General features: G+C 59.4%; 19 protein-coding genes and 1 pseudogene. 10 read left to right on the top strand and 10 right to left on the bottom strand.

All coding sequences use genetic code 11. The features are described from left to right. Positions 1-15 precede the first annotated feature (15 nt). On the top strand, positions 16-1,050 hold the full coding sequence (locus HP15_RS17335) for a hypothetical protein (protein WP_014578663.1): 1,035 nt from the start codon (positions 16-18) through the stop codon (positions 1,048-1,050). 22 nt (positions 1,051-1,072) lie between these two features. Here the strand turns inward: HP15_RS17335 and HP15_RS17340 are convergent, their stop codons facing one another. Together HP15_RS17340 and HP15_RS17345 are read right to left on the bottom strand one after the other, a co-directional pair. Further along, positions 1,073-3,136, bottom strand: coding sequence for a TRAP transporter large permease subunit (locus HP15_RS17340; protein WP_014578664.1), 2,064 nt, complete (start codon positions 3,134-3,136; stop codon positions 1,073-1,075). Between the two features lie 26 nt (positions 3,137-3,162). After that, positions 3,163-4,227, bottom strand: a complete 1,065-nt coding sequence (locus tag HP15_RS17345; protein ID WP_041646398.1) for a hypothetical protein — start codon at positions 4,225-4,227, stop codon at positions 3,163-3,165. Positions 4,228-4,521: 294 nt separating this feature from the next. Here HP15_RS17345 and HP15_RS17350 point away from each other — a divergent pair, with 294 nt between their 5' ends. Then, positions 4,522-4,794, top strand: coding sequence for an HU family DNA-binding protein (locus tag HP15_RS17350; protein WP_008175654.1), 273 nt, complete (start codon positions 4,522-4,524; stop codon positions 4,792-4,794). Between the two features lie 42 nt (positions 4,795-4,836). On the opposite strand, the gene HP15_RS17355 is transcribed toward HP15_RS17350, so the two are convergent. The 8 genes from HP15_RS17355 to gshB all read right to left on the bottom strand — a co-directional run bounded on the left by HP15_RS17355 (position 4,837) and on the right by gshB (position 11,792). Further along, complete coding sequence (locus tag HP15_RS17355) at positions 4,837-5,802, bottom strand: putative solute-binding protein (protein ID WP_014578667.1); 966 nt, start codon at positions 5,800-5,802, stop codon at positions 4,837-4,839. Positions 5,803-6,086: 284 nt separating this feature from the next. Continuing rightward, positions 6,087-7,391, bottom strand: coding sequence for a dihydroorotase (locus HP15_RS17360; protein WP_014578668.1), 1,305 nt, complete (start codon positions 7,389-7,391; stop codon positions 6,087-6,089). Further along, entirely contained in the window at positions 7,388-8,401 is a 1,014-nt protein-coding gene (locus tag HP15_RS17365) for an aspartate carbamoyltransferase catalytic subunit (protein ID WP_008175649.1), read from the bottom strand. Before HP15_RS17365 ends, HP15_RS17360 begins: the two co-directional genes overlap by 4 nt. Before the next feature lie 27 nt (positions 8,402-8,428). Beyond that, the gene (pyrR, locus tag HP15_RS17370; protein ID WP_008175647.1) at positions 8,429-8,938 is read right to left on the bottom strand and encodes a bifunctional pyr operon transcriptional regulator/uracil phosphoribosyltransferase PyrR; all 510 of its coding nucleotides are present in this window, start codon (positions 8,936-8,938) and stop codon (positions 8,429-8,431) included. 7 nt (positions 8,939-8,945) lie between these two features. Next, positions 8,946-9,368, bottom strand: coding sequence for a Holliday junction resolvase RuvX (ruvX, locus tag HP15_RS17375; protein ID WP_008175643.1), 423 nt, complete (start codon positions 9,366-9,368; stop codon positions 8,946-8,948). Beyond that, positions 9,361-9,927 carry a YqgE/AlgH family protein gene (locus HP15_RS17380; protein ID WP_039882120.1) on the bottom strand — a complete coding sequence of 189 codons (567 nt, stop codon included), beginning with the start codon at positions 9,925-9,927 and terminating at the stop codon, positions 9,361-9,363. The genes ruvX and HP15_RS17380 overlap by 8 nt, the downstream gene beginning before the upstream one ends. Continuing rightward, positions 9,924-10,790 (bottom strand): energy transducer TonB, encoded by an 867-nt coding sequence (locus HP15_RS17385; protein ID WP_014578671.1) that lies wholly within the window; start codon positions 10,788-10,790, stop codon positions 9,924-9,926. The genes HP15_RS17380 and HP15_RS17385 overlap by 4 nt, the downstream gene beginning before the upstream one ends. Positions 10,791-10,838: 48 nt before the next feature. After that, the gene (gshB, locus tag HP15_RS17390) at positions 10,839-11,792 is read right to left on the bottom strand and encodes a glutathione synthase (RefSeq protein WP_014578672.1); all 954 of its coding nucleotides are present in this window, start codon (positions 11,790-11,792) and stop codon (positions 10,839-10,841) included. A gap of 297 nt (positions 11,793-12,089) precedes the next feature. Here gshB and pilG point away from each other — a divergent pair, with 297 nt between their 5' ends. From pilG to HP15_RS17430, 8 genes and pseudogenes are all read left to right on the top strand, one after another. Beyond that, entirely contained in the window at positions 12,090-12,482 is a 393-nt protein-coding gene (gene pilG / locus HP15_RS17395; protein ID WP_008175635.1) for a twitching motility response regulator PilG, read from the top strand. Positions 12,483-12,514: 32 nt separating this feature from the next. Further along, complete coding sequence (gene pilH / locus HP15_RS17400) at positions 12,515-12,877, top strand: twitching motility response regulator PilH (protein ID WP_011787171.1); 363 nt, start codon at positions 12,515-12,517, stop codon at positions 12,875-12,877. Positions 12,878-12,897: 20 nt separating this feature from the next. Further along, the gene (locus HP15_RS17405) at positions 12,898-13,443 is read left to right on the top strand and encodes a chemotaxis protein CheW (protein WP_008172777.1); all 546 of its coding nucleotides are present in this window, start codon (positions 12,898-12,900) and stop codon (positions 13,441-13,443) included. A 91-nt stretch (positions 13,444-13,534) separates the two neighbouring features. Continuing rightward, complete coding sequence (locus tag HP15_RS17410) at positions 13,535-15,610, top strand: methyl-accepting chemotaxis protein (RefSeq protein WP_041645743.1); 2,076 nt, start codon at positions 13,535-13,537, stop codon at positions 15,608-15,610. Positions 15,611-15,637: 27 nt separating this feature from the next. Then, the gene (locus HP15_RS17415; RefSeq protein ID WP_014578674.1) at positions 15,638-16,537 is read left to right on the top strand and encodes a CheR family methyltransferase; all 900 of its coding nucleotides are present in this window, start codon (positions 15,638-15,640) and stop codon (positions 16,535-16,537) included. 11 nt (positions 16,538-16,548) lie between these two features. Then, positions 16,549-24,143: pseudogene (locus HP15_RS17420) on the top strand (Hpt domain-containing protein). Beyond that, positions 24,143-25,195 (top strand): chemotaxis protein CheB, encoded by a 1,053-nt coding sequence (locus HP15_RS17425; RefSeq protein WP_014578676.1) that lies wholly within the window; start codon positions 24,143-24,145, stop codon positions 25,193-25,195. The pseudogene HP15_RS17420 and the gene HP15_RS17425 overlap by 1 nt, the downstream one beginning before the upstream one ends. A gap of 11 nt (positions 25,196-25,206) precedes the next feature. Then, on the top strand, positions 25,207-25,668 hold the full coding sequence (locus HP15_RS17430; protein WP_014578677.1) for a chemotaxis protein CheW: 462 nt from the start codon (positions 25,207-25,209) through the stop codon (positions 25,666-25,668). The last annotated feature ends 65 nt before the right edge of the window (positions 25,669-25,733 follow it).

A 25,733-nucleotide genomic window follows, 5' to 3' on the forward strand; every position in this document is an offset into this window, starting at 1 on the left:
CATGGGGAAGCATTCATGGAACTGAAGCGCAGTCTTCTCGATCAAGCCGCAGGCAAAGAGATCATAACGGACGAACAGGCTGACCAACTCTGGACGTTCCTCTCAGAACAGCAGCAACAAACACCCTCTTTCCGTTTCACCCACATCCTTTATTACTTCGGCGGGCTGATTGCAATCGGGGCCATGAGCCTGTTCATGACCCTCTCGTGGGAAAGCCTTGGTGGATGGGGTCTGCTACTGATTGCCCTGATCTACGCCGGCGCAGGCCTTTGGCTCACCGAGTTTTTCCTGAAGCGGCTGGACCTGAAAATTCCTGCCGGGATCACTGCCACTTTTGTCGTTGTCCTTACTCCACTCGCGGTTTTCGGGTTTCAGGCCGGCATGGGCTGGTGGTCGGGCGGCCATGAATACCGGGACTACCACCGCTACATCGACTGGAGCTGGTTATTCATGGAACTGGCTACACTGGCCTCAGGCGCAGTCATGCTGTGGCGCTACCGATTGCCCTTCCTGGTCATGCCGGTGGCCGTGACGCTCTGGTACATGAGTATGGATCTGGCTCCCTTCCTGTTCGGTGAGGAGTTCGTTGCCTGGGAACTCAGGAAATGGGTCTCCCTGTGGTTCGGACTCCTGATCGCCCTGTTGGCTTTCTGGGTGGATATCCGAAATCAGAGCAGCCGCGACTTTGCGTTCTGGTTATACATATTCGGTGTCACGGCTTTCTGGAGCGGACTTTCCCTGATGGAGTCTGAGAGCGAATGGAGCAAGCTTCTCTACTGCATGGTGAATATTGGCATGATTTTCACCGGGGCCATTCTGGGCCGGCGGGTATTCGTGGTCTTCGGCGGTCTGGGAGTCGCCGGGTACCTTGGCTATCTTGCCTACGAGGTTTTCGAGAACAGCCTTCTGTTTCCAATTGCGCTTACGTTGATTGGTCTGGCGATCGTGTGGTTGGGCATTCTGTGGCAACGGCACGAACAGCCCGTTTCAAACCGGTTGCGACGCCTTCTTCCCGCACCGCTCAGGGAACTGATCGAGCGTCGCCATTAGACAGAGAGCCAACACCACAACCTCAGGCGTAAAAGATAAGGGGTATGAAGGCCACCAGAACCAGCGAAATCCCCATGGCAATCAGCGGCATAATGATACGCTCATGGCGCTGATAAAAAGTCCCCGTTTCCTGTTGCGCCGCCAGCACTTCCGCCTCTCCAACCACCTGCCGGGTCAGCAGATGGTTCAGGGCTACCGGCGGGCTCAGGTAGCCGAGTTCAAATGCCACCAGGGTCACCATCCAGAAATGGATCGGATGAATTCCGCTGGAATAGGCAATCGTGGCAACCGTGGCGGTCACCAGGATCACGGCACCGAATGCGTCCATGATCATGCCCAGGATCACCAGGATTACCACCATCAGCAGCATGGCCGACCAGGCACTGTCGAACGACTGCGGGAACGCCTCCATCAGGTGGGCCCGCTCGATCACACCACCGATGCTGACCGACAGCCCCAGCAACAGCAGCAGCGCGCCAATTTCCGCCGTCGTATCGTTTGTGGCGCCGCGGAGACTTCGCTCCAGGCCCTGATGATTGATCTCTCCCGAGGCTTTTCCTGACCGGTTTTTCAGGCTGACATGCTCGTACACAAGGATTGCCAGCATGATCACCGGCAGCAGCCTTGGCGCCGAGAATTCATCCATGCTCACGTCCAGCGCCAGCCGGTAAAACAGCACCACGGCAGCGATGACCAGAACGTAGGGAATCAGGGGTTTGAGCGCCTGCGTCATGGCCGGGAAGGCTTCAGCAGAGGGCGCCAGGTTGAATTCACTCTGTCGGTTCACACTGAGGGCCACGATCGCGAACATGGTGGCGGTCAGCACGAACACCCAGATGCCCCAGCCAAACAGCTCATCAGTGGTGACTTCCCGGTTCAGGTAAGCAATGACAACCACCAGCAGGCAGGGGCGCAAAACCACGCCCAGGGAACCGGACATAGCGGTCGCCGCCAGGGCCAGATGCCGCCGGGCACCGGCGGCACGCAGCTCACTGTATATCACTGCGCCGGCCGCGATCACGAAAATGCCGGAAGCGCCGGTGTAGGCCGTTGGCACGGCCGCCACCAGAACCGCTACAACCGCCAGCATTTCCGGTGGCATGCGCCAGGGCCGGAAGACATTGAACACCAGGGTGGCCAGGCGGGTCTGCTTGAGCATCATGCCCACCCACACATACAGACCGACATTCAAAAACATGTCGGACAGCTCCATCATCTTGCCGAGATAGATACCGATCCCCGACGCGTGTCCGATCAGCGCAAAATAGGTGCCGGAGATCAGACACATCACGGTATAGAGCGGAACGGCCAGGAAGGCCTTGTTCAGGCTGCCGCCCTCCTCAAGATCATCAGGCACCCGGAACAGCCGGTAGAGGCTGGCCAGCGTGAGGCAGGCGAAACCGATAATCCAGAAATTGTGCAGCAACAACTCTTCGGACGAGACCGCCGTGTCTGAACCCAGGCTGGACTGGCGAAAGATTGCGCTCGACCCCAACAGCATGGCATTGGCGATGGTTTGAAGAGTATGGGAGACCGTGTAATCCAGCCGTGTTTCCATGGCACGCATGGCGATATGATGACGAGTGAGGGTCGCCGTGACCGCACACAGCATGACAAGGATCACGAGGATGAAACGCTGTGACTCCAGGCCAAAGGCGATCAGGTCAGCAATAAAAAGTTCGATGGCCCGATAGGCTTTCACCCCTGGTGTCAGCTGTTCACTGAGATTTTCGAAATTCTGGTGGGCCTCGCGGCAGTCAGCAACCGCTCGTTCGATGGCAAGCCGGACGTCAGCCGGGTCTTTTTCCTCGGCCCCCAGCAACGCGGCCATCGGGTCATCCGTCTCGGCATCCGCCGCCATTTCTTCAGCAACCGCCGCGTCGATATCCCGAGTCGGGTCGCAGGTGGGCTGAACCGGATCCATCCGCAACTTGTAATAGCCACTCCAGAGCTGTTCACCGCCCCGAAGCATCTGGTTGTGGATGTCGCTGCTCGTGGAGAAAATGACCACTGCAAGCAATAACAGACAGGCGGGCAGCGATGAAAACCACTCCAGCCCGCTACGATGAAAACCGCCCTTCGACATAACTGATTTCTCTGGATAGGGAGTGGTTACAGCAGATCGTCCAGATCCATGGTTTCAACGGCTTCCGCCTGGTCATCCCAGAAGCTGCCCAGCTGCCCCATGGGTGTACGGTGCCCGGTGTTCTCAACCCAGAGACGGTCAGAAACCGCGACGATCATATCGGTGGCCATGGCGTCCACGAACCGCCACTGCTCATTGGCCGGCGTAGTCTCGATCGATTCGGCATGATCCCGGATCACCGAACGGACCATGGCTTCGTCTCCCTTGTTCAGGGCCGCGATGGCGTGGAACACGTGGGGCAAACGCACACCCGCAACCTCGCCCTGATCGTCGGCGATGGCCAGCCGTTCAAACGCGTTCTCACCCTCGGGCTGGGCACCCGGAATCATCGCCCACACCGTTGCCCGCAATGCCATGGGCGCACCCCACCATTTTTCATTATCGAGGCAGCTTGTGGCCCGGGCGGCAATGGAGCCAACGTTCGCCGGTACGCCAATGGACGAGGTGGACTGAATCTGGGCATTAAGCGCCTGGAGGCCGGAAAGAAGACCCGCCATGTAGATGAACTCGTCCATGTCGTCATCAAAATCCGGGCATTCGCCATCGGCAGGATTGCCGTAATGGGCATTGTGGTGCTGCCAGGCCTTGTAATAGCGCCGGGCAGCAACGCTATGCGCGCGCTTCTGCCGGATCATGGCATCCTCGGCCTCATTGCCGTTCATGGCATTCAGGGCGGCAAGTGCGGCCAGCTCGTGCTCCCTGGCCTCTTCTTCGGCGCAGCCGCCGGCACTGAGGTAGAGCATCACCGCCAACTGGTCCGGCTCATTGGTAACGCGGCCGAAGGACATCAGCAGTGGCGCAGTCGCCTCGCTCATGGCGCACCCCATGGCCACATCATTGCTTTCCATCAGAAAAGGCACCGTGTGATCCCTGGAGAAGCCCTGCATCACATCCCCGGTAGTCTTGTACATCACGTGATTCACCGCGCTGCAGCCGCCAAGGACCAAACTGGCCGTGAAAGCCGCCACAAGGTTACGTACTCGACGCGTGGAAAATGGCGACTTGCGGGAGGGATTCCAGAAATGGGTCATACCTTCTTCACCTTTTGCGTTTTTTGTTCTGATGCAGCCCTGCTGCAATCGCACGCCCCGGACTCTGGCGGAGAAACCGGTTTGTTACAGTCTGTAACCAGGCACGCATTATGGCGCAGGAGGCCCCGTTTTTATGCGACCGATGCCGCAAATGACGCCAATTTACACACACCTATGCCACCCCTTGGTTTGCACAATGGGCCGCGAGCCACTATAGATTGGAGCAACCGAGAGTCGTTGTGATTCCGGCCAGTACAGACCGAACCCGCAGAAATACAATAAAAGGAGTATCCGATGCGCAAACCTGAACTCGCCGCGGCCATTGCCGACCGCACCGGGCTGACCCGGGAAAAGGCCAGCGAAGTGATTACCGCATTTACCGACCAGGTATCGGCCGCCGCCTCCCGTGGCGAGGATGTCACCCTGATCGGCTTTGGCACTTTCAACATCCGCAGCCGCGAAGCGCGTGATGGACGAAACCCGCAAACCGGCGAGACCATTCGCATCCCTGCCAGCAAAACCGTAGGCTTCAAGGCCGGCAAGGCTCTCAAAGACGAAATCCGCTAGTCAGGCACAGGCCCGCAGCTGCGGGCCTGCTTTACCCCTGGTTCAGGTTCCGGCGACGGAAGCACACTCAGAGCGAGTGGCATCTACCCGGCACCGAATCGCTTTCATCAACTTGATAGCCCGCTCATCGTATACACCGTCCTCCAGCAACGAGAGACGCACCTTGCGCAGCATCTTGTCGTATTCAGCGGTGTCTTCCTGGGGCAGCTGCATCCAGACGTCTTCCGGAATTTCAGCCTCTGCCTGGGCAATAATCTCGTAGGCCTCGTCTATGCGTTTGATGGCCTGGTCACGCACCATCTGGCCGGCGGAATCCGGGAACCGGTCACGATGGATGATTACCTGGAAATTCATATACCCGAGGGCATATTTGACCACCGCACCGTTGGGCTGAACGCCCTTGTAAAGTTCCAGTGGTGTGTAGGCGACGGCCGGAGCATAGGCCAGGTCCACGCTACCGTTGTTGAACTTGCCGGCAAAGTTGGCGGAATTGGACCCCACCACAGATGCCCCCACATGGCGAACCATCCGCACGGATGCCTGATCGTAATCGAGGGTTGCAATCCGTTTGCCCTGCAGTTTCTCAACAGAATCGATGTTGCGGTCCCGGGTGTGTAGGTAAATGGCGCCCCCGGGGAATACACCGGCAACCTCGTAGGGACCATCAATCAGGAACCGCCGGGCTTTGGGCTGGCTGAGGGTGTTGTACAGCAGCCGCATTTCCTCTTCGCCGGGCACTGCGCCCATGGCTTCAAGACTGCCCGTGAACTTGTTGAATTCCCGGGCCCGGGTGCCGGTGAGCAGCACTGCGTCGCACTGGCCCGCCTTGAAGTCCTCGGCGGCCACCTTCTCATCGGTGTAGGCGCGAAGGTCCAGCTTGATGCCGTTTTTCAGAGCAACCGGCTGGAAGGTTTTGGTGATGGCAAACAGGGGACCATTGGCACCAACCGGGTCAAAAACGCAAAAGCTGCGTTCCAGAGGCTCGTTCTGCGCCTGTGCCTGCCCCATCGAGGGGAATACCAGACTGGCACAGAGGGCAGCTGCCAAAGCTACCCGCTGGGGGAGGTTTGCTGATTTCACGGGATGACTCCTGATTATTATTGTCGGGCGCCGGTCTGTGAAAATGAACCGGTCAGGCCACGCTTTCCTTGGTCGACCATAGGGCGACGGCTACAAGAATACGTTGGCACAGGTGCCTGCCATCAAGGGTTTTTCAGCAAAAAGGGGGGATTCTGTGATGGTGTCGACAGAGGTTCCGCAACCCCTGCCGCACTTTGTCGCCTGAGCCGGATTCAGATTGCCGGCTTTGGCCAGGCCTTTCGACCTTCACTGAGGGTGAGCCGGACGACACCCGGCAGTTCGCGATCGGTCACCGGCGCATGGCGACCGGCTGAAACCAGTGTTTTCGAGTTCGGTGTCCAGAAGGCATCAGGATCAAACACACAGACATCAGCGATTTCGCCCTCGGCAAGACGGGCTGTTCTGCCCAGCGCGGAAGCCGGACCGTTGGTCAGCGCGCGAATCAGATCAGGCAGTGCCAGCTCATTCATCTCCACCAGTTCCAGCCCCAGCGACAGCACACTCTCAATGCTCGACAGTCCCGGCTCGGTGGCTGCCATGGGCGCCTGCTTGGCGGCGGTATCGTGAGGTTGATGCTGACTGACAATGGCATCAATCACGCCGTCCCGAACACCGGCTATCAACGCCTTCCGATCACCCTCGCCGCGCAGAGGAGGCCGAACATGGAAGCGGCTGTCGAAACCGGCCAGGGCCTCCTCGGTGAACACAAGCTGGTGCATGGCCACATCGGCGGTTACCGCTATGCCGCGGCGGCGGGCTTCAGCCAGCATTTCAACACTGCGGCCACAGGAGAGCTGGCTCAGATGCAACCGTACTCCGGTCTCCTCCGCCAGCAACAGCATTTCCATCACCGCTGCGGTTTCCGCCACTTCCGGAATACCGAGCAGGCCCAGGCGAGATGTTACCAGGCCATCGTGGGCGTAGCCGTCGGCAGCCAGGGCCTGGTTCTCGGGACTGAACATCACCGTCAAACCAAAGGTCTGGGCGTAGGCCATGCAGCGGCGCAAGATGCGGGCGTTGCGCACGCCCCGGGAGCCATTACCCACAGCGACACAACCCGCCGAGGCCAGGCCCGCCATGTCGCTGAGCAAATCACCCTCCAGACCCCGGGTGATGGCACCAATGGGCAACACCCGGATCGGCGACCTGCTGGCGGCGCCGTCCCGGATCAGGTGGGTGACGGCACTGGAATCGTTCACCGGCGAGGTTTCCGGCGAAGCGCAGACCGTCGTGAAACCGCCATGAGCCGCTGCGAGCGTTTCCGAGGCAATATTGCCTTTCTGACCATTGCCCGGCTCACGGAGGTTACAGCAAAGATCGACAAACCCCGGCGTTATGACAGCGTTCTCGGCGCTGATTGTCTCGTCGGCCTGTGCCCGGGCGGCAGCTTCGCCCATTGCGGCAATACGGCCATCCCGAATCAGCAGCGCGGTATTCTGCTGCTCCGGGCCCTGACCATCGAACAGTCGGCCTCCGGTAATCTTCAGGCTGGTTCCGGATGTGTTGACACTGCTCATGCCTGGCCCCTCTCACTCAATTTCTGCTGCCGTTCTGAAACCTGGCCACCCATGGCCATGGACATGACCGCCATCCGGATGGCGATGCCGTTGGTCACCTGGTTCAGAATGACCGACTGTGGTCCGTCGGCAACCGCCGATTCGATTTCAACGCCCCGGTTGATCGGCCCCGGGTGCATAACGATGCATTCCGGATGGGCCAACGCCAGTTTTTGCTGGTTCAGGCCGTAGAGCCGGTAGAACTCGCGCTCGCTGGGCAGCAATGCGCCTTCCATCCGCTCTTTCTGCAGTCGCAGCATGATGACCACATCCAGATCCTTCATCCCGCGGGTCATGTCGTATTCCACCGTGCAGCCGAGGCTTTCCACGTCTTTGGGAAGCAGGGTTCCCGGGGCAATGACGCGAACTTCCTCGGCACCCAGCTCGTTGAGAGCCCGGATCTGGGAGCGGGCCACTCGGGAGTGCAGCACGTCGCCAACGATAGCGACTTTGAGGCCCTCGAAACGCCCCTTGTGCTGGCGAATCGTCAGCATATCCAGCATGGCCTGCGTCGGGTGAGCGTGGCGACCATCACCGGCGTTGATGATGGCGACGCCGGGCGTCACGCTCTCGGCAATAAAATGCGGCGCACCACTCTGGGAGTGCCGGACCACGAACATGTCGCTGGCCATGGCTTCCAGGTTCAGCAGCGTGTCAGACAGGGATTCGCCTTTGGAGGTGGCCGAGGTGCTGATATCCAGGTTGAGCACATCCGCAGAGAGGCGCTTGGCCGCCAGCTCAAAGGTACTGCGGGTTCGGGTGCTGGACTCGAAAAACAGGTTTACCACGGTTCGCCCGCGAAGCAGTGGCACTTTCTTGATGGTTCGCTCACCGACCTCGATAAAGGAGTCCGCCGTGTCCAGGATGTCGGTCAGCAGCGCCCGATCCAGACCGTCGAGAGTGAGGAAATGCCGCAACTGACCATCCCGGGTCAGCTGCAAGTGGTGCGGGGAAGAGTCGTTCGCGGTCATGGGTCGCCTGTTATCCGATTCGGAGGTTTATTGTCCGGCTTCCTGAAGCTCGATACGGAGCGGGTCGGGGCCACGCAGTTTGACGCGTTGATGGGATTCCAACGCCATTGTCTTGCCAGCCACATCCGGCTGGATGGGCAACTCCCGGGCACCGAGGTCAATCAGGGTGGCCAGTATGATACTGGCTGGACGGCCATAATCGAAGATCTCATTCATGGCGGCGCGGATCGTCCGGCCGCTCATGATGACATCGTCAATCAGAATGATGTCACGGCCTTCGGTATCGAAGGGCAGACTCGAGGGTTTCACCCGGGGATTCAGGCCGATGCGGCTGAAATCATCGCGGTAGAAGGAGATGTCCAGTTCGCCGAACGGCTCTTCGATGCCAAGGCGTTTGCTCAGCACGTCGGCCAGCCAGACGCCTCCGGTCCGTATACCGATCAGGACCGGGGATTGCACGCCCCGTTGCTCGAGCGCCTGACGCAGCCCGGTTTCCATCTGGTCAAGCAACTGATCAATATCAAGCAATGCCGTCATTCGGTCCTCACTGTTGAAAAAAGGTTTCCAGGATCAGCACCGCGGCCCGGTCATCCACTCCGTGGCGACCAAAATCACGACTGCCTCCGGCGGCCATCACTTCACCCTTGGCCTCGAAGCTGGTGAGCCGCTCGTCCACCATCTCGACCGGCACGTGGTAGCGCCCATGCAGGCGCTTGCCGAATTTGCGCGCCCGGGCACACATATCGTTTTCAGTGTCGTCCATGTTGAGGGGCAAACCGACCACGACCAGGTCCGGACGCCACTCCTCGAGCAGGGATTCAATCTGTTGCCAATCGGGGATACCGTCTCGGGCAGGAATCAGAGCCACCGGTTGGCCGGATCCAAGCAACTCCTGACCAACCGCTACGCCAATACGGCGGGTGCCAAAATCGAACGCCATGACGCGACGGCTGGCCGGTTCAGGCATGACCGACCGATTCGCTGAGCTGATTGAGATCAATGCCGATCAGCTGCAGCACCGCCTTGTAGCGTTCTTCCCAGGGAGTACGGAACAGGATGTCGGTGTTGGCCGGACAGGTGAGCCAGGCGTTGCTGCCCAGTTCCTCTTCCAGCTGCCCTTCGCTCCAGCCGGAATAGCCCAATGCCACCAGGTACTCGTCGGGACCTTCGCCACGACCAATGCCTGCCAATACATCGCGGGATGTGGTCAGCAGAACATCGTCGGTGACCTTCGCCGTGTTCTGCCAGCTGGTGCCTGGGGGATGCAGCACAAAGCCGCGTTCCGGCTGCACCGGACCACCGCTGAATACCGGCAGATCCAGCTCGCCGCCTGGCAGGTCCAGTTGTTCCAGAATTTCACCAAGGTGGATGTCCAGCGGCTGATTGATCATTAACCCCAGGGCACCGTCGTCAGAATGCTCGCAAATGTAGATCACGCCGCCATGGAAACGGGGATCAGCGAGATAGGGCGATGCCACCAGGAACTGGTGGCGCAAGCTATGGGGAGAGTGTTTTGATGCTGTCATCCGGATGTCAGCCCCCGACGCTGGAAGGACCAGGTACGTATGATTTCGAGTTCATCCACCTCTTTCCGCATTTCGTCCGGAAATGGTGCAAAAGGTGAGGCCATCCTGACTATACGGATGGCAGCATCATCCAGGACGGTGCTGCCGGAAGACTGCAGGATCGCCACCTCTTTAATGGTGCCGTCTTTCTTGAGTGACACCAGCATTCGCAGTGTGCCATAGATTCCGGCATTGCGCGCCTCGGTCGGGTAGTTGATATTCCCCACCCGCGTTACCTTGCTCACCCAGTTCTGAACGTACCAGGCGTTGGTGGACTTGAGCGTAGAGGCGGCGGTTACCCGCATCACCCTGGGTTTGCGGGCATAGGCCTGCTGCTGGGCATCGAATCGGGCCTCAAGGCTGGCAATTTCCAGGCTGCGCTCCATCAGGCTCTTTTTCTCGCGAACCGGCAGAGGCTCCTCTTCCGGCCTGGTGCGCTCTTCAGGCTGGCGAACCTTCTGACTGGAAGAACTTTCGGTCTGAACGACCTGCTTTTCCTGACGCGGCTGCGGCTCGGTTTGCGCAGGAGGCTCGGGTTGAACCTGTGCCACCTGCGGCTGGCTCACCTCCGCCGGCTGCGGGGTGGTCATTTCCCGAACCTCTTCCTCGGTACCACTGCCCTTCTGACTGGTCTGGGCCAGGAAATCCGCCTTCTCCGGAGCTTCCTCATCGTCAAACTGGGACAGGGTGATTTCCATGGTCTGGGCAGAGGAACGGGGCGGTTCAGGCGCAAAGGTGATTCCCAGCACCACGATGGCGTGCACCGCCAGCGCCATAAACAGGGTGAAGGAAAACCGGTCGAAGTCGCTTACCTGAACTGCCATTCCTGATATGGATCCTGTCGTTATACCTGCCCGGCCGCCATCACCGGATTATGCCTGGCCCAAACGCTTCGCAATCGCGTCCATCAATAAGCCACCAATATCGATCCCGAAGGCCGCATCGAGTTCCCGGATACAGGTCGGGCTGGTGACATTGATTTCGGTAAGGTAGTCACCGATGACATCCAGGCCCACAAAAATGAGGCCCTTCTCTTTGATCACCGGGGCAACGCGTTCGCAGATCTCACGATCCCGCGCGGTCAGTTCACGACCTTCACCCCGGCCGCCGGCGGCCAGATTGCCCCGATTCTCGCCATGGGAGGGTATTCTCGCAAGTGAATAGGGTACCGGTTCACCGTCGATCAGCAGGATGCGCTTGTCGCCATCGCTGATTTCGGGGATGTATTTCTGGGCCATGGCCTGGTGCGTGCCATAGTTGGTGAGGGTTTCGATGATGACACCGAGATTGAAATCGTTTTCCCTGATACGGAAGATCGAATGACCGCCCATGCCGTCCACCGGCTTCATGATGACATCGCCGTGTTCGGCGTAGAACTCGCGGAAGCGACTCGCCGAACGGCTGACAAGTAGTGGCGGCGTCAGGTCAGTAAACTGCGTGGCGAACAGCTTCTCATTGCAGTCGCGCAGCGTGGACGCCGGATTGACCACCAGAGCGCCCTGCTGCTCGGCCGCCTCCAGTATATAGGTGGCCATCAGGAACTCCCGGTCTACCGGCGGGTCCTTGCGCATGAGGATGACATCAAGATCTCCCAGCGCCCGGTCCTGGGACGGCCCGAAGCCGTACCAGTTCTCCGGATCCATGTGCACAGTCAGGTCACGGGTGTGCGCCATGGCACGGCCACCGTCCAGGTACAGGTCGGGGAGCTCCATGTACTCGATTTCCCAACCGCGTTTCTGGGCAGCCAGCAACATGGCCAGTGAGCTGTCTTTCTTGAAGTGGATATCTTCAATCGGATCCATCACGATCCCGAGTCTGACGGTCATGGGCGTTCCTGCACTCCTGAGGGTTAAAAACACGAACCGGTCTGCAGAGCGGACCAGACATTAAGTGCTATGCTTTGAAATCAGATGGTATTGTACCCGAACTGCAAATGCATCCGGAGAAATCCTCAGTCAGTTACGTGACGTTGCGGGCAGTAGTACATTTGGTCACAAACTAATACTTTTTATCCGGCCATTGATAATCTATAAATGAGCGGGGTTTATAGAAGAACCTTAAGGTTTGTGTTAAAACCCCCGTTTTAAAATAACGACAGTCGCTGAGCGCAAGGCAGTTGGACAATGGATGACAACTTCGAGAACTTGAAGATCATGGTGATCGACGACAGTAAAACCATACGTCGCACCGCAGAAACCCTTCTGAAAAAGGTCGGCTGTGAGGTCATCACCGCGACTGACGGCTTTGACGCTCTTGCCAAGATTGCCGATTCACAGCCGGACATCATTTTTGTCGATATCATGATGCCCCGCCTGGACGGCTACCAGACCTGCGCACTTATCAAGAACAATTCCTCCTTCAAAAAGACGCCGGTTATCATGCTCTCCAGCAAGGACGGTCTGTTCGACAAGGCCAAGGGCCGTATCGTCGGCTCGGACCAGTATCTGACCAAACCGTTCAGTAAGGATGAGCTGCTTAATACCATCCGCCAGTATGTTCCACAGGCGGAACAGTAAACCTGCTGACCCCAAGAACTATCGAGGAAACCATGGCCCGCATTCTTATTGTTGACGATTCCCCTACCGAGGTTAAGAAAATCTCCACGATCCTGGAAAAGCATAAGCACGAGGTGCTTACAGCTGACAACGGCGCAGACGGCGTTGCCAAGGCTCGTGCAGAGACCCCGGACCTGGTTCTGATGGATGTGGTTATGCCGGGCCTGAACGGCTTTCAGGCAACCCGCCAACTGACCCGCGCCCCGGAAACCGCGTCCATCCCGGTCGTCATCGTAACCACCAAGGATCAGGAAACTGACCGCGTTTGGGGCACCCGACAGGGCGCCAAGGGTTACCTGGTCAAGCCGGTTAACGAAGACGACCTGATCAAAACAATCAACAGTCTGATTGCCTGATCCCCAACCGTGGAGTAAGCATGTCCGCCCAGGCCGCCCCTTTTGCCGTTCTGACGGATATCGCCGCGCGCAGCCGGTCGCTGGCTGCCGGCCTGCCGGAACAACAGCAAGCCGTTGAACTGTGGAACGGCATCGGCTTCGTTCTCGCAGGCGAACGGTATGTTGCCCCCATGGGCGAAGTCACTGAAATCCTCCACGTCCCCCGGTTTACCCATATACCGGGGGTTCGCCCGTTTTTGCTTGGCGCGGCCAATGTTCGCGGCCGCCTCCTGCCCCTGGTTGATCTTGCCGGCTTTTTCGATATTCCCCGCTCTTCCCGTAGCCAGCGGGAACGGCGCGTGCTGGTGGTAGAGCAGGGTGACATTTTCAGCGGGCTGGTAGTCGATAGTGTGCTGGGCATGCAGTATTTCGCAACTGACAGTTTCAAGGATTCGCCCGAGGGCGTGCCTGAAAACGTTCGACCGTTTGTCTCAGGCGGTTATGAACGCAACGAGGAAGTCTGGAAAGTGTTTTCGGCCGTCGACCTGCTCGAGGACGAACGATTTCTTGACGTCGCACAGTGGTAAGGGTGGTGACAATGGCAGGAACATCACCCTGACCGCCTGAAACCCGAAAAAACAAACTTGCCAATTTCTTGAAGAGGCCGGGAGCCAGAAAATGAAGAACAGAGCCGGAAGACTCAGTATGGGACAGGGAGGCAACAAGCTGGTTGCCGGCCTGATCGCCGCGCTGATCGCACTCACTATCCTGCTCGTTGTGGTGCTGTTCATTATCAATACAGACAGCCAGAACGATCAGGAATACATCGCCAACACCGCCGAACTGAGGGTGCTCTCTCAGGAGATTGCGAAGAACGCGACCGAGGCTGCCGGCGGTACCGCCGAGGCCTTCAACCAGCTGCGCCGCTCCCGTGACGAATTCCAGCAGCTCTGGACCAACGTAACCGAGGGTAATCCGGAAACCGGTCTGCCGCCGAGTGAACTGGCCCAGCAGAGTGGCGTTCAGGAAAACTGGAACACCGTGCGGGAAAACGCCGACAGCATCCTCTCCACCCAGGATGCGGTGCTCGGTCTACACGAGGTTGCCCGGACTCTGAACGAAACCATTCCGCAGCTGCAGGTTGAGTACGACGATATCGTACAAATCCTGCTCGACAACGACGCACCCGCCGAACAGATCGCACTGGCCCAGCGTCAGTCACTCCTGGCGGAGCGGATTGTTCGCTCGGTTAACAACGTACTCTCCGGTGACGAAGACGCGGTTATCGCCGCGGACCGTTTCGGTCGTGACGCAAGCCTGTTCGGCCGAGTGCTTGAAGGCCAGCTGAACGGCAACCCGGCCATGGGGATCTCCCAGGTAAATGACGAAGACGCCATCTACGGCCTTGAAGCTGTCGATGAACTGTTCCAGTTCGTTTCCCAGAACGTAGACGCGATCCTTGAAGCCTCTCCCGACCTCTTCAAGGTTCGTACTGCTGCCAGCGACATCTTCCAGAATTCCGAGATCCTGCTTTCCGAACTGTCTGTACTGGCCGAGAACTTCCGGACCCAGTCCGGCTCACGTCTGGTCAGCCCGACCCTGGCCTTCGCGATCCTCGCCGCCATGGTTGCCATTGTTGTCTTTATCGGTCTGGCCCTGTACCGCGAAGCCCAGGCCCGACTGGCTACTACGCAAGAGCAGAACGAGCAGAACCAGAACGCGATCCTGCGACTGCTGGACGAACTGGCCGACCTGGCTGATGGTGACTTGACCACCGAGGCCACGGTAACCGAGGACTTCACCGGTGCCATCGCCGACTCCATCAACTACGCGATCGACCAGATGCGCGGACTGGTACAGGCGATTCGTGGTACTGCCGTACGAGTAGCGTCAGCGGCTCAGGAAACCCAGGCCACTGCGATGCATCTTGCCGATGCTTCCGAGCACCAGGCCCAGGAAATCGCCGGCGCCTCCGCCGCGGTGAACGAGATGGCCGTGTCCATCGACCAGGTATCCTCGAACGCTGCCGAGTCCTCCGCGGTTGCGGAGCGGTCGGTTGCGATCGCGAAGAAAGGCGCGGAAGTGGTACAGAACACCATCCGCGGCATGGACAACATCCGTGAGCAGATCCAGGAAACTTCCAAACGGATCAAGCGTCTGGGTGAATCTTCCCAGGAAATCGGTGACATCGTATCCCTGATCAACGACATCGCCGACCAGACCAACATCCTGTCCCTGAACGCGGCGATCCAGGCCTCCATGGCCGGTGACGCTGGCCGGGGCTTCGCGGTTGTTGCGGACGAAGTACAGCGACTGGCGGAACGCTCCTCTGCAGCGACCAAGCAGATTGAAGCGCTGGTTAAGACGATCCAGTCGGACACCAACGAAGCCGTTATCTCCATGGAACACACCACCGCCGAGGTGGTCCGTGGTGCCCGTCTGGCCCAGGACGCGGGTATCGCCCTCGAGGAAATCGAGAACGTATCCATGTCTCTGGCGGAACTGATCCAGAACATCTCCAACGCTGCACGTCAGCAGTCTTCGTCGGCGGCGCACATTTCCAACACCATGAACGTTATCCAGGAAATCACGTCCCAGACGTCTTCCGGTACCAACGCGACTGCGAAGTCTATCGGTAACCTGGCAGAAATGGCGTCCGAGCTTCGGTCCTCCGTTGCCGGCTTTACTCTGCCGGAAGAAGACGTGGCTGATCACGAGGAAGAGGAAGACAGCGACGTTCCGGTGGTGGGCTGATTTCCGTTCCAGGGCTGTTGACGGTTTATGGCGCAAATGCATGACAACCTGTCACCTGCCGAGGGCATCTGGTCACTGCGTCGACTCCCGGATATGGACGAGGCGCAGTTCAGCCAGTGGCAAACCCTGCTGGAACACCGAACCGGGATCACCCTGTCGTCCGAGCGCCGTTCGTTTCTGGAAACGAACCTTGGCATCCGGATGCGGGAAATCGGCTGCAGCAGCTATCAGGCCTATTACGAAAAGATCGTATCCGGGCCGGATGCAATCAGGGAATGGTCAACGCTGGTGGACCGGCTCACTGTCCAGGAAACCCGGTTCTTCCGGGATCCCGACGCTTTCCGGCTGGTATCCGACTATGTCCTGACACGGCCGCGGGAACAGCTGAAAAAGCGCCCCCTTGAGGCCTGGAGTGTCGGATGTTCCACCGGGGAAGAGCCCTACACCCTGGCCATGGTGCTGAATGAATGCATGGAGCAACTGGCATTGCAGCCTCTGTTCGGTGTCACCGGCTCTGATATCAGCAAGCCGGTGATCGAGAAGGCCCGGAACGGTCAGTTCAATCCCCGCAAACTGCTGGGAATGGACGAGGAAATGAAAGCACGGTATTTCCGCCCGGCCGAGCGGAACACCGTAGAAATCGTAAACAGCATCCGCGACAGGGTGTGCTTTACCAGACTGAATGTTCTGGACCTGGATAAAGCACCCATGCACGGGATGAACATTATCTTCTGCCAGAATCTGCTGATTTATTTCCGCCGCTGGCGCCGGCGGGAAATTGTCAAGCGACTTGCAGAGCGGCTGGCGCCCGGGGGGTTGCTGGTACTGGGCCAGGGAGAGCTGACCGACTGGCAGCCTCCAGGGTTACAGAGAGTCCCCTCGGAACATGTGCTGGCGTGGATCAAACGCCAGACTGACGAAGAATAACCGGAGTGGTTATGGGCAATCACCATGACAGCATCGCCCTCGACTGGGTTCGGGGAGAGATACAGGACACGCTGACCCAGGGTCAGCATGCACTGGAAGCGTATGTCGAGAATCGTGACGACACCGCGCGCCTGCGCTTCTGCCTGAATTATCTCCATCAGGTACATGGCACCCTGCAAATGGTCGAGCTCTATGGTGCAGCCCTGCTCACCGAGGAGATGGAAAAGCTCACCCAGGCCGTACTCAACGAAACCGTTGCCAATACCGACGAAGCCGTTGAAGTCCTGATGCAGGCCATCCTGCAGTTGCCCCAGTACCTCGAGCATCTGGCCAGCAGCCAGGACGATTTCCCGATGGTGCTGCTGCCACTGCTTAACGACCTCCGGGCCGCCCGTGGCGAATCCCTGCTGTCTGATACCTCTTTGTTCAAACCAGACCTGGCCCCCTCGCGAATGACCGTGTCCGGGAAGGTCTCCCAGCGCCTGCAGGACCCCACGGTCCTGGGCCACATCCGCAAACTGCGCCAGATGTACCAGTTCGCGCTGGCCGGTGTTATCCGGGAAGCGGATCTCGATGCTCATTTCGAGTACATGCAGAAGGTTATTCAACGGTTGGTCCGTTTATGCCAGAAAACGCCCCGGGGCGAGCTCTGGAAAGCGGCCAGTGCGTTTGTGGAAACACTTCAGGCACACGTAAACCCGGTGAATGCGGCGGTGAAATCCCTGCTCAGGGAGCTGGACAGTGAAATACGCCGACTGACCGATGAGCACGCCGATATCCTTCAGCAACCGGCACCGGAAGCGCTGCTCAAACACCTGCTCTACTACGTTGCCCGTGCGCGGGATCTGGATTCACCCCAGGTCAGTGCCCTGCGGGATGCCTACCAGTTGAACCAGGCACTGCCGTCAGAAGACGATGTTGATGCCGCCCGAACCCGTGTCTCCGGCCCCGGCCGGGACGCCATCCATTCCGTTGTCGGCGCGCTCAATGAAGAGCTGGCGAAACTGAAGGATCAGCTGGATCTGTTTGTCCGCTCGGAGCTCCGCCAGAACAGTGAGCTTGACGACCTGTTGCCGGGTCTGCGCCAGGTAGCCAATACCCTGGCCGTGCTGGGTCTGGGCATACCGCGGAAAGTGATCACCGAGCAGGTCGAACTGGTTGAGAAACTCAGCGCCCAGGCCGAGCTGGTTGACGATGGCACGCTGATGGATATCGCCGGCGCACTGCTTTACGTCGAAGCCAGTCTCGCCGGTCTGGACAGCGAAGGTCAGCAGGAGTCGTCCGCTGAAGAAACCTCCGATACACCGATTAACCTTGGCTCCCGGGAACTGGGTGAGGCCAGCGGCGCGTTGCTGCGGGAATCGCGGAACACTCTGGAGCAGGTGAAATCCGCCATCGTCAATTTCATTGCGTCGCAATGGGATACCCGGGAAATCGAGCATGTCCCCGGCCTGCTGCACAGCATTCGCGGCGGCCTCAGCCTGATTCCGCTGGACCGGGTTGCAAGCATGCTGGCCTCGGCAGAGCGCTACATCAGCGATGTGCTGCTGGACGGCAAGCAGGTTCCTGACTGGAAGCAGCTCGACATCCTGGCCGATGCGGTTACCAGCATCGAGTATTACCTGGAGCGCCTCGCTGAAGGGATTGGTGAAAACGATTCAATTCTGCGGGTTGCCGAGGACAGTCTCGCTTCCCTCGGCTTCCCGGTCGGGGCTGAGCCCACCTGGACGGAAACCACGGCCCAGGAAGAGCCCGTCGCTGAACCGTCTTACGAGCAGGATGAAGCCAGCGTTTCGACCGCCCCGGAAGAAGCCAAAAGCTCGGATTCGGAGCTCCTGGACGACGAGATTCTCGGCATTTTCGTTGAGGAAGCCGAAGAGGTTCTCGAGACCATTCATGAATTCTATCCGCGTCTGCGCCAGAATCACGACGACCGTGAGGCTCTGACCGAAGTTCGTCGTGCTTTCCATACGCTCAAGGGCAGCGGACGACTTGTGGGCGCGACCAGTATCGGCGAATTGGCATGGTCTGTGGAAAACCTGCTGAACCGGGTGATCGATCAGACCATTCGCCCCACCGAAGACATGTTTACCCTGGTGGACGAGGTCAATGCCCGCATTCCGTCACTGATTCGTGAATTCAAGGACGGCCAGACCGCAGGCGACGTGGAGGAGCTCATCAACCGGGCCGAAGCCATGGCAACCACCCGTCGCACCGACGACGATGCCGTGACGGCGCCAGACACTCCCGAGGTCGAAGACACCGTCGCCGACTCGGGAGAAGAAGAGCAGGAAACCCCGGAATCCATCGTTGAAGAAGCCACCGTTGAGGCCGTGTCGGATGAGTCCGCCGATGACGATGACCTGATTGACGATGAAATACTTGAAATATTCGTCGAAGAAGCCGGTGAGGTGCTGGACACCATTCGCGAATACCTGCCAATGCTTTTGCGCCAGCACGATGACCGCAGCGCTTTGTCAGAAGTTCGCCGTGCCTTCCACACGCTGAAAGGCAGTGGCCGCATGGTCGGCGCGCTGGTTGTTGGCGAATTGGCCTGGTCCGTGGAAAACATGCTGAACCGCGTTATCGACGGCAGCATCTTCATGAACGATGACATCGCCAGTCTTCTGGAGGATGTCACTGCCAGCCTGCCGGCCCTGGTCGACGATTTCGAGAAGCGCCGTGCGGCTTCCTTCGATACCGCCAACCTCGAAGCCCGCGCCAACGCCCTGGCCAGCGGTGAGATTCCCGATGCCAGCATGATGCCGGCGGCCGAATCGGACGGCTCCGAAACCGTAGCGGAAGATGAGATCACCGCTGCAGGCGCAGAGATCGAGACGGCTGAAGAAGATGCGGTCGACCCGGTATTGCTGGATATTTTTGAAAGTGAAACCGAGACCCATCTGCAGACGCTGAAGGATTTCCTGTCAGCAGCCGGAGACAAGACCACGGTTACCTATACCGATGATCTTTCCCGGGCCCTGCATACCCTCAAAGGCAGCGCCCATACCGCCGGCATCGCACCCATTGCTGCTGTAATCACACCACTGGAACGCTTCGTCAAGGAATCCCGGGCGCAGAACAAGCGGGCCAACCGCGACGTGCTCTCGCTGATCGAATCCGCCTGCGATTTCCTGACCCAGGGCCTGGCCCAGATCCGTGAAAATCCACAGGCCTCGCTGCCTGGCACCGAAGCCTTCCTCGAGAAGCTGGACCAACTGACCGAAGAGACACTCCGCGGCCACAGCGAGGAAGCTCCGCGCCAGCATCCGCAGCAGGCTCCGTCACGGCTGGTTCAGCTGTTCCTGAACGAAGGCCTCGACATTGTTCTGGATGCTGACCAGATTCTCGACCACTGGGCGGACAACCCCGGCGAGATGGAGTCGTTGAACCCGTTGCGTTCTGAGCTGGAGCAGTTGACCTCCGGGGCCTCCGAAGCCGGGCTCAGCGACGTCGCCGCGCTCTCAAGCGCGTTGAAAGACACCTACGAAGAAGCCGCCAGACACGATGAAGCGCCAGACGAAACCTTTTTCGAGACCGTTCGGGCAGCTCACGAACAGCTGATCAACATGATGGATCAAGTGGCTGCCGGGCTTGCCACGGAATCCAGCGACGACATGGTTACCGCGCTCGAAAACCTGAAACGGGCCCCAAGCACAAAAAACGAGGAACCCGACGCCTTCGAGCAGGAATTCACCGGTGAACTCGAGGAAATCGATCTCAGCTTTGAGATGGATGAAACCGAAGTACCGGCAAATGAAGAACCAGCGGCGGCCGAACAACCGCCGCTGCCGGAAATGTCCGAATCCGATGATGAGATGGACGAGGAGCTTGCGGAGATCTTCCTGGAAGAGGCCCGCGACCTCATCGACAGCACCGCCGAAGCGCTGCAGAGCTGGAGCGAAAATACCGGAAACCTGGATATCCTTCGGTTGCTGCAGCGGGATCTGCATACCCTTAAGGGAGGTGCACGCCTGGCCGACATTCCTGCCGTGGGCGATCTCTCCCACGAGCTGGAAAACCTGTTTGAGGGACTGACCGAGCAGCGGCTATCGATCAATGATGAACTCTCAGATCTGCTGTTCCGCTGCCACGATCGGCTTGCGGGCATGGTCGAGAACCTGGAAGCCAAGGAGCCACCGCGCCCTGCGCCGGATCTGATTGGCGAAATCCAGGCGTACATGGACAGCGCCACCGGAACACGCCCGGTCACCAATGTTGCGAGCCCTGAAGAAGAAGCGGAACCGGATTTCAACGACGAAGAGCAGGCCCCGCTCCCGGAAGTCGACGAACCCGTCGATTCCGATTCAGAAACCGCGGAAACCGGCGAGGCGGAAGACGGCGTTGCCGATCTCTCGCACCTGGATCCGGAGCTGGTCGGCATTTTCCTGGAAGAAGCCTACGACCTGATCAACTCTACCGGCAGCGCCCTGCACACCTGGACCGAAGACCCGTCGGACCGGAGCATTGCCGCGGAACTGCAGAGGGATGTCCACACGCTCAAGGGTGGCGCCCGGATGGCTGGCGTTGAGGCCATTGGCGACCTGACCCACGTGCTCGAAGACCTGTTCGAAAAGGTTGCCGAGGGTCAGCTGGAAGCCAGCGACGCCATGAACGACCTCTTGTTCGCCTGCCATGACCGGCTGGCGCAAATGGTTGAGCAGGTGGCGACGCAGAAGCCTTGCCCACCGGCGGAGGAGCTGGTCGCTCGCGTCCAGTCCATCCTTCGGGGCGAGTCGGCGCCGTCCGATGATCGTGAGCAAGAGCCGGAACAGCCGGCAGGGGCCGAAATTGCCGAGGCGCCCACCGAGGAGTCAGCAGATGCCCCCGACCTCAGCGAGACTCTGACACAGGCCAGCGATGATGACCTGATCGGCATCTTCCTGGACGAAGGCCTGGAAATCTACGGCGCCATCAGTGAGTGTCTTGACCAGTGGCGCGAGGAGCCGGAGGAACTGACCGGACTGACCCAGCTGCAGCAGGAACTGCATACCCTCAAGGGTGGTGCACGACTTTCTGACGTCGATCCGATTGCCAACCTGGCAGAAGCCTGGTCCGACGCTCTGGATCCCCTCATCTCCGGGTCCAATAACCAGAAGACGTTGCTGAAGCTCAGCGACCGGGCATTGGGCAGCCTGAAGACCATGCTCAACAGCCTGGAACAGGGCAGCAAGCCCGAGCCGGATGCGGACCTGATCGAGGACTTCCGGGTGGCCCACGAAGTGGCCGCCGAAGAGACCGCTGCTCCCCGAGAAGAGTCCCAACAGGAAGCGATCGATCCGGAAGTACTGGAAATCTTCCTGGAGGAAGCCGGTGAAATCATGGATCAGCTGGAGCAGCTGCTCGATGACTGGCGCAAGGAGCCGGCAAACCACACCTTCAACCAGGAAGCCCAGCGTGCATTGCATACGTTGAAAGGCGGCGCTCGCCTCTCCCAGCTGACCCAGCTTGGGGACAGCGCCCACGCCTTTGAGACACGTCTGATCGACCTTGGCGGCAATGCCCCGGATGAGTCCCAGTGGCAGGCCATTACCGAAGATCACGACGCCATCATCGCCCTGGTTGCCGACATCCGTAAGGGCTATGAGTCCGGCATGGGTGTGCCTTCGGCAAAGGCCGAACAGCCTGCGCCAGCCCCGGCCGCGCCGGAACCGAAAAAGCCTGAAGAGCCAACGCCTCCCGCCCAGGCAGAAAACCGGTAGCACCGGCACCGAAGCCCGGGAAATCACCGGCCAAGGTTCGCAAACAGGCGGCCGAGGCACAGCGGGCGGCCCAGGAGACCATTCGGGTGTCCGCACCGCTGCTGGATGAGCTGGTCAACCTGGCGGGTGAAACCAGTATTACCCGTGGCCGGCTTGAGCAGCAGACTAGTGATTTTGGCCATACCCTGGAGGAAATGGCCGCCACCATCGAGCGTCTGCGTGAGCAGCTGCGCCGGATGGAAATCGAGACTGAAGCCCAGATCCTGTTCAGTGCCGAGAAAGAACACGGGCCGGATTACGGCGACGACTTCGACCCGCTGGAGATGGACCGTTACTCCTCCATTCAGCAGCTGTCCCGCGCTCTGACCGAGTCCTCTTCGGACCTTGCAGACCTGCGGGAAACCCTGTCTGACCGGGTACGGGACACCGAAACCCTGCTTGTGCAGCAGTCCCGGATCAACACGGAACTCCAGGAGGGTCTGATGAAGACCCGGATGATTCCGTTCGCCTCCATGGTGCCGCGTCTGCGGCGCATCGTTCGCCAGATCAGCGGCGAACTGGGCAAGAAAGTCGACTTTGATGTCCGCAACGCCGAAGGCGAAATGGACAGGAGCATCCTGGAGCGCATGATCGCACCCCTGGAACACATGCTCCGGAACGCCCTGGACCACGGCATCGAAAGCCCGGCGGACCGTAAGCAAGCCGGCAAGCCGGAGACCGGCGAAGTCACACTGTCACTGACCCGCGAAGGCGGCGACGTTGTCCTGAGGATGATCGACGATGGCGCCGGCATTCCCTCTTCGGTCATTCGCGACAAGGCGATCCGTCAGGGCATGCTGCGGGAAGACGAGGATCTGTCCGAGCGGGAAATCCTGCAGTTTATCCTGCAGCCCGGCTTCTCTACCGCCCAACAAGTAACCCAGATTTCCGGCCGCGGCGTGGGCATGGACGTGGTTGCCAGCGAGATCAAACAGCTCGGTGGCAGCCTGGACATCGATTCCGCCGTTGGCCGCGGAACCACCTTCACGGTTCGCCTGCCGTTCACGGTTTCCGTCAACCGGGCGCTGATGGTGTCCACCGGCGAGGATTTCTACGCGATCCCGCTGAACACCATCGAGGGTATTGTCCGGGTCAGCACCTACGAGCTTGAGGAATACTACAAGCCGGACGCGCCGATGTACGAATACGCCGGCCAGGAATACCGGCTCCAGTATCTGGGCAGCCTGCTGAACAGCGATCACCATCCGAAGCTGCAGGGACAAGCCCTGCCGCTGCCAGTGATCCTGGTACGCGGCGCCGAGCAGCCCATGGCCCTGCAGGTGGACAACCTGATGGGCAGCCGGGAGATCGTTGTTAAATCCCTTGGCCCGCAATTCAGTTCGGTGCGCGGTGTGTCCGGTGCCACCATCCTGGGTGACGGCAACGTGGTCGTAATCCTCGACCTGCCTGCGATGATCCGTTCCGACATCCTGTCCGAGCGCCAGCGTCTGGCCAACCTCGAGAAGGCTCGCGAGTCCGCCCGTTATGAGGAACAGGCCACCGTGGTCATGGTGGTGGACGACTCGGTTACCGTACGGAAGGTTACCTCACGACTGCTGGAGCGCAATGGCATGGAAGTCATCACTGCCAAAGACGGCCTGGACGCGGTCGCACAGCTGCAGGATCACAAACCGGACATCATCCTGCTGGATATCGAAATGCCGCGGATGGATGGTTTCGAGGTTGCCAGCTTTGTGCGCCACGACGATAGCCTGCGGGAAATTCCGATCTGCATGATCACCTCACGGACCGGCGAGAAACACCGCGAACGTGCGCTGGCCATTGGTGTGAACGAGTACCTCGGCAAGCCGTTCCAGGAAACCGAGTTGCTTGAGACTATTGAGCGGCTGACCGGACGTCAGTGATGGCCGGCCAGACTGGCCGGCCGCGGGTCGGGATCGTCTCGGATGTGGTTCTGCAGCGACACCGACTGCAGGCCGCAACATCCAAGTTCGGTCTGGAGGTGCGTTTTGCCGGGGATCCCGAGCGTTTGCTGGGCTACCCGGAGTTCCCGGATGCCAGCCTCTGGCTGGTTACCCTCGAAGACGAGGCCGATCACCCATTACTGTTCGATCACCTGCTTGAAAATACCGATGCACCGGTACTGTTCGGATTGGATGAAGCACCCAAGCCGGGAAGTACCGAGTATTTTCGCTGGGAACGACGTTTACTGGGCAAACTTGAGCAGCAACTGGGGCACCTGGAAGAGCTGGACTCAGAAGCGACTCTGGCAGAACTGGAGCAGGAAACGCCGGCACCAGCACCATCGCCGGGACTGCCTCACTGGATAACGCCTGCCGTGCCCGGTTCGGTAGCCGAGGAAGTCTGGATTCTGGGCGCTTCACTGGGAGGGCCGGCGGCGGTTAAGACGTTTCTGGACCACCTGCCGCCGAATCTGCCCGTGGGCTTCATCTACGCCCAACACATAGATGGGAACTTCACAGAGGTTCTTACGCGGGTACTGGGTCGTCACGCCCATTACCAGCTCAAGCGGGCCGAGGAAGGCTATCGGGTCAAGAATGGTGATGTCGTGCTGATGCCGGTGGAGCACGAGTGGAAGCTGAGCGAGCAGGGAGCCCTGACGGAAACCAGCAATGCCTGGCCGGGCCCCTATGGCCCCTCCATTGATCAGGTCCTGCTTAACGTCGCGGACCATTACGGCCAGCGCTGCCATGCTATTCTTTTTTCCGGCATGGGTAATGATGGCGCTATTGCAGCGCCTTTACTGAAAGCCTACGGTAGCCGGATCTGGGTCCAGGAGAGCACAAGCTGCGGCAACAGCTCTATGCCCGAATCCGTCGCCGCCACCGGTTGCAGCGGTTTCTGTGGCACCCCGGAGCAGCTGGCACGGGAACTGGTAAAAACCATCGAAGAATCCTGCCTGCTCAAGAGCCGGCAGAAACGGGACTCCGCCTGAGGTAACACGCAATGAATGACAACAGCCAATCCCTCTCCTGCGTCATGATTCCCATGAGCGGACGGCAACTCTTGCTGCCCAACGTCTCGATTGCGGAAGTGGTCGACTATGCCAGCGCTGATGCCGGCGCGAACACGCCGGAATGGCTGGTTGGCTACCTTGACTGGCGGGGCCTGCAGCTTCCGGTGATTTCATACGACGCGGCCAACGGCGGCGCCCTCACCGTTCCAGGTGACAATCGCGGTCGCATCGTGGTCCTCAACACCATCGGCGATCATCACAAGGAAGTCCCGTTTATGGCACTGGTTACCCAGGGCATCCCCAGCCAGGCCCGTTTGGCGGAAGACCAGGTCAAGAAGCTGGAGGGTGAACCGGGGCCGGCGGATCTGATGCAGGTCGAGGTTGAAGGTGAGCATGCCTGGATCCCGAATCTGGAATTTCTGGAATCCCTGGTTGTAAAGTCCCGACACTGACCCGTGCCACTGCCAGACATGGCAGACAGCCCTGCAAATGTTATAATGTTTCAAATTTTGCAGGA

The organism is Marinobacter adhaerens HP15, from assembly GCF_000166295.1.
Taxonomy (GTDB): Bacteria; Pseudomonadota; Gammaproteobacteria; order Pseudomonadales; family Oleiphilaceae; genus Marinobacter; species Marinobacter adhaerens.

What these genes read in the sequence shown, in the direction of transcription:
- pilG (WP_008175635.1), top strand. Translation starts at nt 12,090, where the DNA reads ATGGATGACAACTTCGAGAACTTGAAGATCATGGTGATCGACGACAGT.
- HP15_RS17415 (WP_014578674.1), top strand. Translation starts at nt 15,638, where the DNA reads ATGGCGCAAATGCATGACAACCTGTCACCTGCCGAGGGCATCTGGTCA.
- HP15_RS17360 (WP_014578668.1), bottom strand. Translation starts at nt 7,391, where the DNA reads ATGAGCAGTGTCAACACATCCGGAACCAGCCTGAAGATTACCGGAGGC.
- HP15_RS17365 (WP_008175649.1), bottom strand. Translation starts at nt 8,401, where the DNA reads ATGACCGCGAACGACTCTTCCCCGCACCACTTGCAGCTGACCCGGGAT.
- HP15_RS17335 (WP_014578663.1), top strand. Translation starts at nt 16, where the DNA reads ATGGAACTGAAGCGCAGTCTTCTCGATCAAGCCGCAGGCAAAGAGATC.
- ruvX (WP_008175643.1), bottom strand. Translation starts at nt 9,368, where the DNA reads ATGCCTGAACCGGCCAGCCGTCGCGTCATGGCGTTCGATTTTGGCACC.
- HP15_RS17350 (WP_008175654.1), top strand. Translation starts at nt 4,522, where the DNA reads ATGCGCAAACCTGAACTCGCCGCGGCCATTGCCGACCGCACCGGGCTG.
- HP15_RS17340 (WP_014578664.1), bottom strand. Translation starts at nt 3,136, where the DNA reads ATGTCGAAGGGCGGTTTTCATCGTAGCGGGCTGGAGTGGTTTTCATCG.
- HP15_RS17345 (WP_041646398.1), bottom strand. Translation starts at nt 4,227, where the DNA reads ATGACCCATTTCTGGAATCCCTCCCGCAAGTCGCCATTTTCCACGCGT.
- HP15_RS17405 (WP_008172777.1), top strand. Translation starts at nt 12,898, where the DNA reads ATGTCCGCCCAGGCCGCCCCTTTTGCCGTTCTGACGGATATCGCCGCG.
- HP15_RS17425 (WP_014578676.1), top strand. Translation starts at nt 24,143, where the DNA reads ATGGCCGGCCAGACTGGCCGGCCGCGGGTCGGGATCGTCTCGGATGTG.
- pilH (WP_011787171.1), top strand. Translation starts at nt 12,515, where the DNA reads ATGGCCCGCATTCTTATTGTTGACGATTCCCCTACCGAGGTTAAGAAA.
- HP15_RS17355 (WP_014578667.1), bottom strand. Translation starts at nt 5,802, where the DNA reads ATGGGGCAGGCACAGGCGCAGAACGAGCCTCTGGAACGCAGCTTTTGC.
- gshB (WP_014578672.1), bottom strand. Translation starts at nt 11,792, where the DNA reads ATGACCGTCAGACTCGGGATCGTGATGGATCCGATTGAAGATATCCAC.
- pyrR (WP_008175647.1), bottom strand. Translation starts at nt 8,938, where the DNA reads ATGACGGCATTGCTTGATATTGATCAGTTGCTTGACCAGATGGAAACC.
- HP15_RS17385 (WP_014578671.1), bottom strand. Translation starts at nt 10,790, where the DNA reads ATGGCAGTTCAGGTAAGCGACTTCGACCGGTTTTCCTTCACCCTGTTT.
- HP15_RS17430 (WP_014578677.1), top strand. Translation starts at nt 25,207, where the DNA reads ATGAATGACAACAGCCAATCCCTCTCCTGCGTCATGATTCCCATGAGC.
- HP15_RS17380 (WP_039882120.1), bottom strand. Translation starts at nt 9,927, where the DNA reads ATGACAGCATCAAAACACTCTCCCCATAGCTTGCGCCACCAGTTCCTG.
- HP15_RS17410 (WP_041645743.1), top strand. Translation starts at nt 13,535, where the DNA reads ATGAAGAACAGAGCCGGAAGACTCAGTATGGGACAGGGAGGCAACAAG.